This window comes from Sorangium sp. So ce296 (assembly GCF_051529605.1).
GTDB lineage: Bacteria > Myxococcota_A > Polyangia > Polyangiales > Polyangiaceae > Sorangium > Sorangium cellulosum_D.
This window is the reverse complement of sequence record NZ_CP150325.1, coordinates 4,431,036-4,443,542: the sequence shown is the minus strand read 5'-3', so window position 1 is coordinate 4,443,542 and position 12,507 is coordinate 4,431,036. Positions and strand designations below refer to the sequence as shown.

Genomic DNA, 12,507 nt, shown 5'->3' with positions numbered 1-12,507 from the left:
GAAGGGGGTCCGCGTCGATGGACGCCGGGCTGAGACCGGAAGCGTACGACGGTGCAACCGGTTCGCAGCGAACCGAAACCCGGTACGGAGTCACTCCGCCCGCCGGTGTCGCGAGGTGTCTCGAATGGTAAGCAAAGCCAGTGCGATGTTTTCGCGGATCGCCCCGCGCAAGGCACGCATGATCGCCGATCTCGTCCGAGGTCGCGACGCGGACGAGGCGATCCAGCTGCTCTCGTTCACGCAGAAGAGCGGCGCCCCCGTCCTGCGGAAGATCATCGAGAGCGCGGTCGCGAACGCCCAGCAGGCGGGCGCGGACATCGACGCGCTCTTCATCAGCAAGGCCACCGTCGACAAGGGGCCGAACAAGTTCAACCGCCGCTGGCGGCCGCGCGCGATGGGTCGTGCGACCCGGATCACCAAGGGCGTGTCGCACATCGTCATCGAAGTCGACGAGAGAAAGTAAGTAGAGGACCTGCCGATATGGGACAGAAGACCCATCCGTATGGCTTCCGCGTCGGTGTCATCAAGACGTGGAGCAGCAAGTGGTACGAGGACGGCGCCGCGTATCAGAAGTGGCTCCACCAGGACATCCGCATCAAGCGCGCGATCAAGCAGTACCTCTACAACGCGAACATCGCCGGCGTGGAGATCGAGCGCGCCGCGAACCGCGCGAAGGTGATCGTCTTCACCGCCCGCCCCGGCATGGTGATCGGCAAGGGCGGCAAGGGGATCGAGACGCTGAAGAGCGGCAACGTCGGCACGGCCTCCAAGGGCGAGACCCTCTTCCCCGGCGTGTCCTCGTTCACCGACAACGAGGTGTTCATCGACGTGCAGGAGGTCCGGAAGGCCGAGACCAACGCGCAGCTCGTCGCCGAGAACATCGCGACGCAGCTCGAGCGCCGGATCGCGTTCCGCCGGGCGATGAAGAAGGCGGTCTCCACCGCGATGAAGTTCGGCGCGAAGGGCATCCGCGTCCGCTGCGCCGGCAGGCTCGGCGGCAGCGAGATGAGCCGCGTCGAGACCTACCGCGAGGGCCGGGTGCCGCTGCACACGCTGCGCGCCGACATCGAGTTCGGCCTCGCCGAGGCGAAGACGAAGGTCGGCATCATCGGCGTGAAGGTCTGGATGTTCAAGGGCGAGGTCCTGCAGCGTAAGGCGCGCCGGATCCAGTAGAGGGATTGCAGAATGCTGTCTCCGAAGCGAACCAAGTTCCGCAAGATGCAGAAGGGGAACAACCGCGGCCTCGCCATGACGGGCAGCGACGTCTCCTTCGGCGACTTTGCGCTCCAGTGCGTCGAGCCTGCCCGCGTCACCTCGCGGCAGATCGAGGCGGCTCGTATGGCGATCCAGCGGCACGTGAAGCGCGCGGGCAAGCTGTGGATCCGCATCTTCCCGGACCGTCCGGTGACGAAGAAGCCGCTCGAGGTCCGCATGGGTGGGGGCAAGGGCGCGCCCGAGGAGTGGTGCGCCGTCGTGAAGCCGGGCCGCGTGATGTACGAGATCAGCGGCGTGAGCGAGGAGATCGCGAAGGAGGCCTTCCGCCTCGCGTCGCACAAGCTCCCGATGCAGTGCAAGTTCCTCGTCCGCGGGCTGACGTGAGGGAAGCGATGAAGGCGAAGGATTTGCGTGAACGCACCACCGAGCACCTGCGCGAGCTCGAGAAGTCGCTGGCGGCGGGCCTGTTCGAGGCGCGGTTCAAGAATTTCACGAATCGGCTGAACGACACGGCGACGATCCGCAAGGCGAAGCGGGATCTCGCGCGGGTGAAGACGATCCTCACGCAGCGCGCGCGTGCCGAGGAGAAGGCGTAGCCATGGCGACGAAGAAGAAGGCAGAGAACCAGCAGCCGGTCGCTGCGGCGCCCGAGCTGGCAGCCGCCGCGCCTGCGCAGGCCGAGACCGAGGCGAAGGCGCACGGCTTCCGGCGCAAGCTGGTCGGCAAGGTGACCAGCGACAAGATGGACAAGACGGTCACCGTCGAGGTCATCCGGAACGCACTCGACCCTGTGTACAAGAAGTACGTCCGTCAGCGGGAGCGCTACAAGGCGCACGACGAGACGAACCAGTACAAGGTGGGCGACCGCGTCGAAATCACGGAGCACAGGCCGATCTCCCGCGACAAGCGGTGGCTCGTGACCAAGCTCGTTGCCCGGCCGGTGGAGGAGTAGCGCCATGATCCAGGTGTCGACGCATCTCGAGGTCGCGGACAACTCCGGCGCCCGAATCGTGAAGTGCATCAAGGTGCTCGGCGGCTCGCGCCGCAAGTACGCCGCGCTCGGCGACGTCATCGTCGTGTCGATCAAGGAAGCGCTGCCGGGGACCAAGGTGAAGAAGGGGGACACGGCGCGCGCCGTCGTCGTCCGCACCGCCCGGGAGTACCTCCGCTCGGACGGCAGCTACATCAAGTTCGATGGGAACAGCGCGGTCCTCATCAACAAGGAGAAGGAGCCGATCGGCACCCGCATCTTCGGGCCGGTCGCTCGCGAGCTGCGCGCGAAGAAGTTCATGAAGATCATCTCGCTCGCGCCGGAGGTCCTCTGATGAAGCGCCTCAGGGTCGGTGACCTCGTGCAGGTCATCAGCGGCAAGGAGCAGGGCAAGCAGGGCCGCATCACCAGGATCCTCGCCGACGAGGAGCGCGTGGTGGTGGAGGGCCTGAACACGGTGACCCGCCACCAGCGGCCCACGCCGCGCAACCAAGAGGGCGGGAAGATCACCAAGGAGGCGCCGATTCACGCCTCCAATGTCATGCCGGTCGATCCGGCGACGGGCAAGCCGACGCGCGTGAAGATCCGCGTCGGTGAGGACGGCAAGAAGACGCGCGTCGGCAAGAGCGGCAGCGCGATCGGTGTGGGCTAGCCATGGCGGACAAGAAGGACAAGGACAAGGCGGCCAAGGACGGCGGCAAGGGCAAGGACAAGCCCAAGCCGCAGCAGGCCAAGCCGCAGGCGCCCGCCAAGAGCAAGGAAGCCAAGGGCGCGAAGGGGAAGGGCGCGGAGGCCGAGGCCGCCGAGCCGACCGAGGCGCGCCCGCGCGACCCGAACTACACCCCGCGGCTGCGCACGCACTACCAGAAGTCCGTGACCGCCGCGCTCTCGAAGCGGTTCGGCTACAAGAACCCGATGATGGTGCCCCGCCTGCAGAAGGTGGTGATCAACATGGGGCTCGGCGCCGCGGTGCAGAACCCGAAGATCATCGACTCGGCGGTCGAGGACATGCGGGCGATCTCCGGCCAGAAGCCGGTGGTGACCCGGGCTCGGAAGTCGATCGCGACCTTCAAGCTGCGCGAGAACCTGCCCATCGGGGTGATGGTGACCCTGCGCGCCGAGCGGATGTGGGAGTTCGTGGATCGCCTGATCTCGTTCTCGCTGCCGCGCGTCCGTGACTTCAAGGGCGTCAGCCCGAAGGGGTTCGACGGCAAGGGCAACTTCACGATGGGCCTGCGCGAGCAGATCATCTTCCCCGAGATCGACTACGACAAGATCGACGTCGTGAAGGGGCTCAACATCTCGTTCGTGACCACGGCGAAGACGGACGAGGAAGGACGCGCGCTCCTCACCGAGCTTGGCATCCCGTTCCGGCATTGAGGGATTTTCGATGGCCCGTGCAAAAGAGTTTGCGAAGCTGAACCGTCCGCCGAAGTTTTCTACGCGGCACAAGAACCGTTGCAAGGTGTGCGGGCGCTCGCGCGCTTACTACCGCGACTTCGAGCTCTGCCGTGTCTGCCTTCGGTTGTTCGCGCTCCGTGGTGAGCTCCCTGGTGTGATCAAGGCCAGCTGGTGATTCTATGATGACCGATCCCATCGCCGACATGCTGACCCGCATTCGCAACGCGGCGCTCGCGCGGCACGACCGGACCGAGATCCCCGCGAGCCGCATCAAAGTTGCGGTCGCGGAGATCCTCAAATCCGAGGGCTTCATCGCCGACGTGCGCGAGACCGAGGGCGAAGGTCCCAAGAAGCTGACGATCGTGCTCAAGTACGGGCGCGACCGCCAGAGCGCGATCGACGGCGTGCGCCGCGTCTCCCGCCCCGGGCGCCGCGTGTACGTGCGCCACGACAGGATCCCGCGCGTGTTCAGCGGGCTCGGGATCTCGATCCTGAGCACGTCCCGCGGGCTCATGAGCGACAGGGATGCGCGCCGCCTGAAGGTGGGCGGCGAGCTGCTCTGCGAGGTGTGGTGATGGAAGCTCAGGCGAACACAGCCCAGCCTGCGAAGGGCAACGCGAACGGTGACAGCCGGCTCGCGACCAAGACGTCGCGCGTCGGCAAGCGTCCGATCGATCTGCCAAAGGGGGTCACCGCGACCGTCAACGGCCGGAAGATCGACGTCAAGGGCCCGAAGGGGCAGCTCTCCCGCGCGATCACCGACAAGGTGGACATCAAGCTCGAGGGGGCCAAGCTGCACGTGAGCTCGGTGGCGCCGGGGCGCGACGGGTCGCGCCTCCAGGGGCTCACGCGGGCGCTCGTGGCCGCGATGGTGAAGGGCGTCGCCGAGGGGTACGAGCGGACGCTCGAGCTCAAGGGGACCGGCTACCGCGTCGAGCTCAAGGGCACGACGCTGAACTTCGCCCTCGGCTTCTCCCACCCCGTGACGTTCGCGGTGCCGGCGGGCCTGACCGCGACGATCCCGGCGGACTCGAAGGGCACCGTCCTCGTCCTGACGGGCGCGGACAAGGAGCTCATCGGGCAGACGGCCGCGACGATTCGCGGCTTCAGGCCGCCGGAGCCGTACGGCGGCAAGGGCGTGCGGTACCGCGGCGAGCGCGTGCGGGAGAAGGCTGGCAAGGCCGGCAAGGGCGGCAAGAAGTAAAGGCGAGCAGCGGCGGCGACGCCGCTGCACCGAGGGACGAGACGGTCATGGGCATGAAAATCGTCGGTCGGGAGCGCCGGAAGCTCCGCATCCGCAAGAAGGTCGAGGGGACGCCGGAGCGCCCGCGCCTCAGCGTCTTCCGCAGCTCGAAGCACATCTACGCGCAGGTCATCGACGACGTGAGCGGCAAGACCCTCGCCCACGCTTCGACGCTGTCGAAAGATCTGAAGGGCGCGCTCGACGAGGACAACAAGGTCGAGGCGGCGAAGAAGGTCGGGGCGCTGATCGCGAAGATCTGCAAGGAGAAGCAGATCGACAAGGTCGTCTTCGACCGCAACGGCTATCTGTACCACGGGCGCGTCAGCGCCCTCGCCCAGGCGGCGCGCGAGGCAGGTCTCGATTTCTGACTCCCACAGCCGCTGCCCTGATGGTGAGGGCGGCGGGCGCGGTCAACTGCCGCGGCGGAGAACGTGATAGAGGACGGTTATGGCGTTCGATCATGTCGACGAAGAGAAGCTGAAAGAGCGAGTCATCCACATCAACCGCGTCGCCAAGGTCGTCAAGGGCGGCCGGCGTTTCAGCTTCTCGGCGCTGGTCGTGGTGGGCGACGAAGCGGGGCACGTGGGCGTCGGCCTGGGCAAGGCCAACGAGGTGCCGGAGGCCATCCGCAAGGGGAACGACCAGGCTCGCAAGAACCTGTTCCGCATCCCGCTCGACGGTGTGACCATCCCGCACGACTCGTTCGGCCACGTCGGGGCGGGCAAGGTCCTGCTGAAGCCGGCCAGCCCTGGGACGGGCGTCATCGCCGGCGGCGCGGTGCGCGCCGTCGTCGAGTCGGCGGGGATCCACGACGTGCTGTCGAAGTCGCTCGGCACGAGCAACCCGCACAACGTCGTGCACGCGACCGTCGCGGCGCTCCGCGGGCTCAAGAGCCCGGAGAGCGTCGCCGGGAAGCGGTCGATGCAGCTCGACTCGCTCGACTACCAGCGCCGCGGCGGCACGACCACCGCGGGCCGCCGGCGCGCGAGCGTGGCGCCCCCCGGGCCGGGCGGCGCGCAGGGCGGCGGCGGTGGCGGTGAAGGAGGCTCGCAGTGAAGCTCCGCGTACGTCAGAAGGTCAGCAACATCGGCCAGGTCGAGCACACCCGCAAGGTCATCAAGGGGCTCGGCCTGCGCGGGCCGGGGTCCGAGGTGGTCGTCGCGAACACGCCCTCGTTCCGTGGCATGGTGAAGAAGATCCTTCACCTGGTCGAGGTGGAGGAGGTCGCCGACGAGGCAACCTCCCCGAAGTCCTGAGAAGCGAGATCGTCATCCCCGCGGAGTCGCCGCGTACGGAAGTGTGAAACATGGACATCCTCTCTAAGCTTCAAGCCCCTGAAGGCGCCGTAACCAAGAGGCTCCGCGTCGGCCGCGGCGTGGGGTCGGGCTTCGGCAAGACCTCTGGCCGCGGACAAAAAGGGCAGAAGGCGCGGGCGGGCGGCAACATCAACAAGAAGCATTTCCAGGGCGGGCAGACGCCGATCCAGCGCCGCCTCCCGAAGCGTGGCTTCCGGAATCCGCTCGCGGACATCGTCGCCAACGTCAACGTCGGCGCCCTCGAGGCGTTCGATGACGGCGCCCAGGTCGACGTGGCCGCGCTCCAGGCGAGCCGCCTCGTGCAGGGCCGGTTCGACGTCCTGAAGATCCTCGGCAGCGGCGAGCTCACGAAGAAGCTCACGGTGACCGCGCATCGCTTCTCCAAGGGAGCGATCGAGAAGATCGAGAAGGCGGGGGGCAAGGCGGTCGTGCTCGCGTCGCCCGCCTCCCAGGACAACTCGACGGGCTCCTCGTCCTCGTAGCCAGCGCGCGCGCCCCCACCAAGCCGGAGTCCAGGATCGCCTATGGCCAGCCTCGCGGGAATCACCAACTTCCACAAGATCCCCGAGCTCCGGCGACGCGTGATCTTCACCCTGGTGATGCTCGCGGTCTACCGGGTCGGCGTGTTCGTGACGACCCCGGGCGTCGACCGGAACGCGATGCGGCAGTACGTCGCGAAGCAGTCCGGGGGGCTCATCGGCTTCTTCAACATGTTCTCCGGCGGAGCGCTGGAGAACCTGTCGATCTTCGCCCTCGGGATCATGCCGTACATCTCGGCATCGATCATCATGCAGCTCATGGGCATGGTGTACAAGCCCATCGACGAGCTGCGAAAAGAGGGCGAGCAGGGGCGTCGCCGGCTCGATCAGTACACGCGGTACGGCACGGTCGCGCTCTCGCTGTTCCAGGCCTTCTCGATCGCGAAGATGCTGGAGGGCCTGTCGAGCAGCGAGACGGGGGCCGGCATCGTGAACCACCCCGGCATCGGCTTCCAGCTGATGACGGTCATCACGCTGACGACCGGGACCGCGTTCCTGATGTGGATCGGCGAGCAGATCACCGAGCGCGGGGTCTCGAACGGCGTCTCGCTCCTGATCTTCGCGAGCATCATCACGAGCATCCCCGGGCAGATCGGCAACTACTTCGCCCAGAACGCCGGCGATCTCCAGCCGCTGACGATGGCCGCGATCGCCGCGTTCATCGTGTTCGTCATCGGGGTCATCGCGTTCTTCGAGAACGGCAGGCGCCAGATCCCGATCGTGTACTCGCGGCGCCAGGTCGGCCGCCGCGTGTACGGCGGGCAGACGGCGCACCTGCCGCTCAAGGTGAACACCGCCGGCACCATCCCCCCCATCTTCGCGTCGTCGCTGCTGATGTTCCCGCAGACGCTCGCGAACATGAACGTGCCCGGGGCCAACGCGCTCCAGGCGATCATCAACCGGGGGGACTGGGTCTTCAACACCGGCTACGCGCTGCTCATCATCTTCTTCTGCTTCTTCTACACGAACGTCACGTTCCAGCCGGTCGACGTCGCCGAGAACCTGAAGAAGCAGCAGGCAAACATCCCCGGGATCCGGCCAGGCAAGCAGACGGCGGACTACATCCACCGGGTGATCCAGCGGATCACCGTGGGCGGCGCGCTCTACGTCGCCGCGGTGTGCGTGGTCCCCTCGATCGTCGGCAACCTGCTGCGTGTCCCCTTCGGCTTCGGTGGGACGTCGCTCATGATCGTCGTGGGCGTCGCGCTCGACACGGTGAACCAGCTGGAGGCGCACCTGATCACGCGGAGCTACGAGGGGCTGACGGGCCCCGGTGCCACCCGCATCCGCGGCCGCAGGCTGCCGGAAGCGTGACGGAGGGCAAATGATCTTGGTTCTTGTGGGGCCTCCTGGAGCTGGGAAGGGTACGCAAGCGAAGCTGCTGTGCTCGCGCTTCGGTATCCCGCAGATCTCGACCGGCGACATGCTGCGCGAGGCCAAGCGTGCGGGCACGCTAGAGAAGCGTTACCTGGACATCATGGACTCGGGCGGGCTCCTGCCGGATGAGGCCGTCATCGGTCTCATCGCCCGGCGAACGGTCGATTCCGATTGTAGCAATGGTTTCCTCCTGGACGGATTTCCCAGGACGGTGCCCCAGGCGACGGCGCTCGACGAGCTCCTCGCCAGCCAGGGCGGCAAGCGGATTGATGCGGTGCTCCAGCTGGACGTTCCGCGCCCCCTGCTCGAGGAACGGCTGATTCATCGCCGGACCGACAAACGCAGTGGACAGATATATCATCTCGTTTATAATCCGCCGCCCCCCGGTGCGGAGCTAGAGCATCGGGCCGATGATCGGCCCGAGGCTGTTGCCAAGCGGCTCGATGCCTACGAGGCGATGACGGCTGCGCTTCTCCCGTTTTACGAGCAGAAGCAGCTGCTGCATCGCGTCGACGGGGTCGGGAAGCCGGAAGAAGTCACGCACAGGGTGCTGTCGGCCGTCGGCCGATCGGGCTCGGGTGGAGAATGAGGCGTAGCAAACAAGCCAGACCGCCGAAGGAACCGAAGGGCGACAAGCTCGAGTTCGACGGCGTGGTTCAAGAGGCCCTGCCGAACGCCATGTTTCGCGTGAAGGCGGACAACGGCCTGGGCGTCCTCGCGACCATCAGCGGCCGGATGCGGCAGTACTACATCAAGATCCTGCCGGGCGACCGCGTGACCGTCGAGGTCTCGCCGTACGACCCGAGCCGAGGCCGGATCACGTACCGGCACAAGTAACGTAGTTTTTTGAGGAATCTGGAGGCTCCCCGTGAAGGTGCGCCCGAGCGTCAAGAAGATTTGCGACAAGTGCAAGGTGGTGCGGCGGCGTGGTGTCGTTCGGATCATCTGCGAGAACCCCCGCCACAAGCAGCGCCAGGGGAACTAGCTCTTTCGGCGGAAGCCCGCCCTCGTTTTGGTTTGGAGTAACCATGGCTCGTATCGCTGGTGTCGATCTCCCGCGTCGGAAGCATGTCGCCTTCGCCCTGCCGTACCTCTACGGCATCGGGCGGACTCTCGCGTTGCAGATCTGCGAGAAGACCAACATCGCGCCGAACAGGCGCGTCGAGGAGCTCAGCGACGCCGAGGTGAAGGCGATCCGCGACCTGCTCGACGCCGAGTACAAGGTCGAGGGCGACCTGCGGCGCGAGGTGCAGCTCAACATCAAGCGGCTCATGGACCTCGGCTGCTACCGCGGGCTCCGCCACCGGCGTGGCCTCCCGGCGAACGGGCAGAGGACGCACACGAACGCGCGCACCCGGAAGGGTCCGCGCAAGGGCATGTTGCAGCGGCGTCCGGCCGCTACGAAGTGACGAGCGGGGATTAGGACGCCATGGCGCAAGCGAAGACGGCTGCCACCACCACCAAGGCCAAGCAGAAGAAGAAGGTCAAGAAGAATGTCGCCGCGGGCATCGCGCACATTCAGTCGACCTTCAACAACACGGTCGTGACGATCACGGACATCAACGGCAACGCGATCGCGTGGTCGTCCGCTGGCGCTCGCGGCTTCAAGGGATCGCGAAAGTCGACGCCGTTCGCCGCGCAGCTCGCGGCGGAAGAGGCCGCGCGGCGGGCGCAGGAGCACGGGATGCGTTCGGTCGCCGTGTTCGTGAAGGGCCCGGGGGCCGGGCGCGAGAGCGCGCTCCGCGCGCTCCAGACCGCTGGCTTCAAGGTGACGCTGATCCGCGACGTCACGCCGATCCCCCACAACGGTTGCCGGCCGCCGAAGCGGCGCAGGGTTTGAGGTAATTCACGATGGCTCGCTACATTGGTCCGGTCTGCAAGCTCTGCCGCCGCGAGGGGATGAAGCTCTACCTCAAGGGAGAGCGGTGCTACTCCGAGAAGTGCGCGTACACGCGGCGCCCGTATCCGCCCGGCCAGCACGGCCAGGGGCGCATCAAGCTGAGCGAGTACGCGGTGCGCCTGCGCGAGAAGCAAAAGGTGCGGCGCATCTACGGCGTGCTCGAGCGGCAGTTCAGCGGGTACTTCCAGGAGGCCAACCGGCGCAAGGGCCGGACGGGCGAGGAGATGCTCGCGCTCCTGGAGCGGCGCCTGGACAACGTGGTGCACCGGATGGGCTTCGGCTCGTCGCGCGCCGAGGCGCGCCAGCTCGTGCGGCACGGGCACGTGCACGTGAACGGCAAGCGGCTGGACATCCCGAGCTACGTGGTGCGGGCCGGCGATCGGATCGAGCTCACCGAGGGGGCGCGCAAGTTCAAGAGCGTCCTCGCGTCGGTCGGGGGCGCGGACAAGCGCCCGGTCGCGAGCTGGATCGACGTGGATCGCGCGGCGTTCACCGGCGCGATCAAGGGCGCCCCGATCCGCGAGGATCTGAACGAGCCCGAGATCCGCGAGCAGCTCGTCGTCGAGTACTACTCGCGCTGAGCGCGAGGGCGGCGCGGAGGAGGGCAGCGCCACGAGCGCACCTTGCGGGGTGCGCTCGTTCGCTGCCGGCTCCCCTCCGCGTCGTCTTCCTGCGCGCGGGCGCGCAGGCGCATGAGCCAAGGATGCGGGCAGGAGGCGGCGCCGACCGGTCGAGTGCGGCCGCGGCGTGAGACCTCCGCGCAAACCTCATGAAGGAAGGAGATCGCCATGACGATGAACAACCCGAACCTCACGATGATCGCCCGGAACTGGCGCGATCTGATCCGGCCCAAGGGCATCTCGATCGACGCGGAGAGCGGGACCCAGTTCTACGCCAAGTTCACGTGTGAGCCCCTGGAGCGCGGCTTCGGGATCACGATCGGCAACTCGCTGCGCCGGGTGCTGCTCTCCTCCCTTCAGGGGGCGGCGGCGACGGCCATCCGCATCGAGGGCGCGCTGCACGAGTTCACCACCGTGCCGGACGTGGTCGAGGACGTCAGCGACATCATCCTCAACGTCAAGGAGGTCGTCTTCAAGGCGGCGACCCCGAAGACGTACTCGGTGCGGATCGACCGCGAGGGCCCCGGGCCCGTGTACGCACGCGACATCCAGCTCGTGGACGGGCTGTCGGTGCTCAACCCCGACCACCTCATCGCCGTGCTCGACAAGAAGGGGCCGCTCTCGATGGAGCTCACGGTGAACGTGGGCCGCGGCTACGTGCCCGCCGAGCGGAACAAGACGCCGACCATGCCCATCGGGACGATCCCGATCGACGCGCTGTTCTCGCCGATCCGCAAGGTGAACTACACCGTGCAGAACGCCCGCGTCGGGCAGGTGACCGACTACGACAAGCTCACGCTCGAGGTCTGGACCAACGGCTCGGTCTCGCCGGCGGACGCGGTCGCCTTCGCCGCGAAGATCCTGAAGGAGCAGCTCTCCATCTGGGTCAACTTCGAGGAGAGCGAGGAGACGAGCTACCAGGCGGTGATGAGCGACGACGAGCCGCTCAACGAGAACCTGTTCCGCTCCGTCGAGGAGCTCGAGCTCAGCGTCCGCTCCGCGAACTGCTTGCAGAACGCGAACATCACGCTCATCGGCGAGCTGGTGCAGCGGACCGAGCAGGACATGCTCAAGACCAAGAACTTCGGTCGCAAGTCGCTGAAGGAAATCAAAGAGATCCTCGCGAACATGGGGCTCTCGCTCGGGATGAAGATCGACAACTGGCCGCAGCTCCTCGAGCGCTGGAAGGCGCAGCAGGCGCAGGCGTGAGTCGGTACTGAGGGAACGTCATGCGTCACAAGAAAGCGGGCAGGCAGTTTGGTCGGGACACCTCCAGCCGCAGGGCGATGCTTCGCAACCTGACGGCGAACCTGATCACCCACGAGCGGATCGAGACGACCGACGCCAAGGCGAAGGAGCTGCGGCGCGTGGCCGAGCGGCTCATCACCAAGGCGACTCGGCTCGGCAAGGTCGCGTACACCGCGCACGCGGAGCTCAGCCCTGGCGACAGGGCGCGCCGGCTGCACGCCGAGCGGCTCGTGGGCAGCTACATCCCTCGCTGGGGGGTCGCGACCGATGGCAAGAAGGTCGACATCATCGCGAAGGTGATGATCGATCTCTCGAAGCGGTTCGAGGGGCGGCCGGGTGGCTACACGCGGATCATCAAGCTCGGGCCGCGCCGCGGTGACAGCGCGCCGATGAGCCTCATCGAGTTCATCGACGCGCCGCCGGTGGAGGACGCGCCCGCGCAGGCGGCCGAGCCGGTCGCCGCGGCGGAGCCGGCCACCCCGGCGACGACCGCCGGCTGAGCCGGAGGCAAGCCGGCGCCCAGCGGCGCCGGCGCAGCTGCAGAGAGAACGCCGGGAGAGCCATGAGCTCGCCCGGCGTTTCTGCGTTGTGCGCCCGGCGCGCGCGGCGGCGGTGGTGTCGCGAGCTCACCGCGGATGATTCGGGTGGGGCGTGACGC

At 67.2% G+C, this 12,507-nt stretch carries 24 protein-coding genes; all 24 read left to right on the top strand.

What is annotated here, in order from left to right; all coding sequences use genetic code 11:
- The first annotated feature begins 124 nt into the window (after window positions 1-124).
- The 24 genes from rplV (at window position 125) to rplQ (ending at window position 12,349) form a co-directional block, all read left to right on the top strand.
- Window positions 125-463 (top strand): 50S ribosomal protein L22, encoded by a 339-nt coding sequence (gene rplV, locus WME98_RS16705; RefSeq protein ID WP_012240567.1) that lies wholly within the window; start codon window positions 125-127, stop codon window positions 461-463.
- Between the two features lie 17 nt (window positions 464-480).
- Window positions 481-1,173, top strand: a complete 693-nt coding sequence (gene rpsC / locus WME98_RS16700; RefSeq protein WP_020740980.1) for a 30S ribosomal protein S3 — start codon at window positions 481-483, stop codon at window positions 1,171-1,173.
- A gap of 12 nt (window positions 1,174-1,185) precedes the next feature.
- Window positions 1,186-1,599 carry a 50S ribosomal protein L16 gene (rplP, locus tag WME98_RS16695; protein ID WP_020740979.1) on the top strand — a complete coding sequence of 138 codons (414 nt, stop codon included), beginning with the start codon at window positions 1,186-1,188 and terminating at the stop codon, window positions 1,597-1,599.
- A gap of 8 nt (window positions 1,600-1,607) precedes the next feature.
- Complete coding sequence (rpmC, locus tag WME98_RS16690; RefSeq protein ID WP_012240564.1) at window positions 1,608-1,811, top strand: 50S ribosomal protein L29; 204 nt, start codon at window positions 1,608-1,610, stop codon at window positions 1,809-1,811.
- Between the two features lie 146 nt (window positions 1,812-1,957).
- Window positions 1,958-2,167, top strand: coding sequence for a 30S ribosomal protein S17 (gene rpsQ, locus WME98_RS16685; protein WP_237245713.1), 210 nt, complete (start codon window positions 1,958-1,960; stop codon window positions 2,165-2,167).
- A gap of 4 nt (window positions 2,168-2,171) precedes the next feature.
- Complete coding sequence (gene rplN / locus WME98_RS16680) at window positions 2,172-2,540, top strand: 50S ribosomal protein L14 (RefSeq protein WP_020740977.1); 369 nt, start codon at window positions 2,172-2,174, stop codon at window positions 2,538-2,540.
- Window positions 2,540-2,857 carry a 50S ribosomal protein L24 gene (gene rplX, locus WME98_RS16675; protein ID WP_437952165.1) on the top strand — a complete coding sequence of 106 codons (318 nt, stop codon included), beginning with the start codon at window positions 2,540-2,542 and terminating at the stop codon, window positions 2,855-2,857. Before rplN ends, rplX begins: the two co-directional genes overlap by 1 nt.
- 2 nt (window positions 2,858-2,859) lie before the next feature.
- Window positions 2,860-3,585, top strand: a complete 726-nt coding sequence (gene rplE, locus WME98_RS16670; RefSeq protein ID WP_437952164.1) for a 50S ribosomal protein L5 — start codon at window positions 2,860-2,862, stop codon at window positions 3,583-3,585.
- A 10-nt stretch (window positions 3,586-3,595) separates the two neighbouring features.
- Window positions 3,596-3,781 (top strand): type Z 30S ribosomal protein S14, encoded by a 186-nt coding sequence (locus WME98_RS16665; RefSeq protein ID WP_080682593.1) that lies wholly within the window; start codon window positions 3,596-3,598, stop codon window positions 3,779-3,781.
- A gap of 4 nt (window positions 3,782-3,785) precedes the next feature.
- A complete protein-coding gene (gene rpsH / locus WME98_RS16660; RefSeq protein ID WP_020740974.1) occupies window positions 3,786-4,181 on the top strand; it encodes a 30S ribosomal protein S8 in 396 nt (131 codons plus the stop codon).
- On the top strand, window positions 4,181-4,810 hold the full coding sequence (rplF, locus tag WME98_RS16655) for a 50S ribosomal protein L6 (protein WP_437952163.1): 630 nt from the start codon (window positions 4,181-4,183) through the stop codon (window positions 4,808-4,810). Before rpsH ends, rplF begins: the two co-directional genes overlap by 1 nt.
- A 47-nt stretch (window positions 4,811-4,857) precedes the next feature.
- The gene (rplR, locus tag WME98_RS16650; RefSeq protein WP_020740972.1) at window positions 4,858-5,217 is read left to right on the top strand and encodes a 50S ribosomal protein L18; all 360 of its coding nucleotides are present in this window, start codon (window positions 4,858-4,860) and stop codon (window positions 5,215-5,217) included.
- A 79-nt stretch (window positions 5,218-5,296) separates the two neighbouring features.
- Window positions 5,297-5,905 (top strand): 30S ribosomal protein S5, encoded by a 609-nt coding sequence (gene rpsE / locus WME98_RS16645; RefSeq protein WP_437952162.1) that lies wholly within the window; start codon window positions 5,297-5,299, stop codon window positions 5,903-5,905.
- Window positions 5,902-6,105, top strand: coding sequence for a 50S ribosomal protein L30 (gene rpmD / locus WME98_RS16640; RefSeq protein WP_437952161.1), 204 nt, complete (start codon window positions 5,902-5,904; stop codon window positions 6,103-6,105). Before rpsE ends, rpmD begins: the two co-directional genes overlap by 4 nt.
- Before the next feature lie 50 nt (window positions 6,106-6,155).
- Window positions 6,156-6,647, top strand: coding sequence for a 50S ribosomal protein L15 (gene rplO / locus WME98_RS16635; protein WP_437952160.1), 492 nt, complete (start codon window positions 6,156-6,158; stop codon window positions 6,645-6,647).
- Window positions 6,648-6,689: 42 nt separating this feature from the next.
- Window positions 6,690-8,018, top strand: a complete 1,329-nt coding sequence (secY, locus tag WME98_RS16630; protein WP_437952159.1) for a preprotein translocase subunit SecY — start codon at window positions 6,690-6,692, stop codon at window positions 8,016-8,018.
- A 10-nt stretch (window positions 8,019-8,028) separates the two neighbouring features.
- Window positions 8,029-8,670 carry an adenylate kinase gene (locus tag WME98_RS16625; RefSeq protein ID WP_437952158.1) on the top strand — a complete coding sequence of 214 codons (642 nt, stop codon included), beginning with the start codon at window positions 8,029-8,031 and terminating at the stop codon, window positions 8,668-8,670.
- Window positions 8,667-8,918: a translation initiation factor IF-1 gene (gene infA, locus WME98_RS16620; protein WP_020740966.1), complete on the top strand. Its 252-nt coding sequence runs from the start codon at window positions 8,667-8,669 to the stop codon at window positions 8,916-8,918. Before WME98_RS16625 ends, infA begins: the two co-directional genes overlap by 4 nt.
- Before the next feature lie 31 nt (window positions 8,919-8,949).
- On the top strand, window positions 8,950-9,066 hold the full coding sequence (rpmJ, locus tag WME98_RS16615; protein ID WP_012240549.1) for a 50S ribosomal protein L36: 117 nt from the start codon (window positions 8,950-8,952) through the stop codon (window positions 9,064-9,066).
- 43 nt (window positions 9,067-9,109) lie between these two features.
- Window positions 9,110-9,490, top strand: a complete 381-nt coding sequence (gene rpsM / locus WME98_RS16610) for a 30S ribosomal protein S13 (protein WP_020740965.1) — start codon at window positions 9,110-9,112, stop codon at window positions 9,488-9,490.
- Between the two features lie 20 nt (window positions 9,491-9,510).
- Window positions 9,511-9,921 (top strand): 30S ribosomal protein S11, encoded by a 411-nt coding sequence (gene rpsK, locus WME98_RS16605; RefSeq protein WP_020740964.1) that lies wholly within the window; start codon window positions 9,511-9,513, stop codon window positions 9,919-9,921.
- 11 nt (window positions 9,922-9,932) lie between these two features.
- Window positions 9,933-10,562, top strand: a complete 630-nt coding sequence (gene rpsD, locus WME98_RS16600) for a 30S ribosomal protein S4 (RefSeq protein WP_020740963.1) — start codon at window positions 9,933-9,935, stop codon at window positions 10,560-10,562.
- A gap of 207 nt (window positions 10,563-10,769) precedes the next feature.
- Window positions 10,770-11,810, top strand: coding sequence for a DNA-directed RNA polymerase subunit alpha (locus tag WME98_RS16595; RefSeq protein ID WP_020740962.1), 1,041 nt, complete (start codon window positions 10,770-10,772; stop codon window positions 11,808-11,810).
- Between the two features lie 20 nt (window positions 11,811-11,830).
- Entirely contained in the window at window positions 11,831-12,349 is a 519-nt protein-coding gene (gene rplQ / locus WME98_RS16590; protein WP_437952157.1) for a 50S ribosomal protein L17, read from the top strand.
- Window positions 12,350-12,507 lie beyond the last annotated feature (158 nt).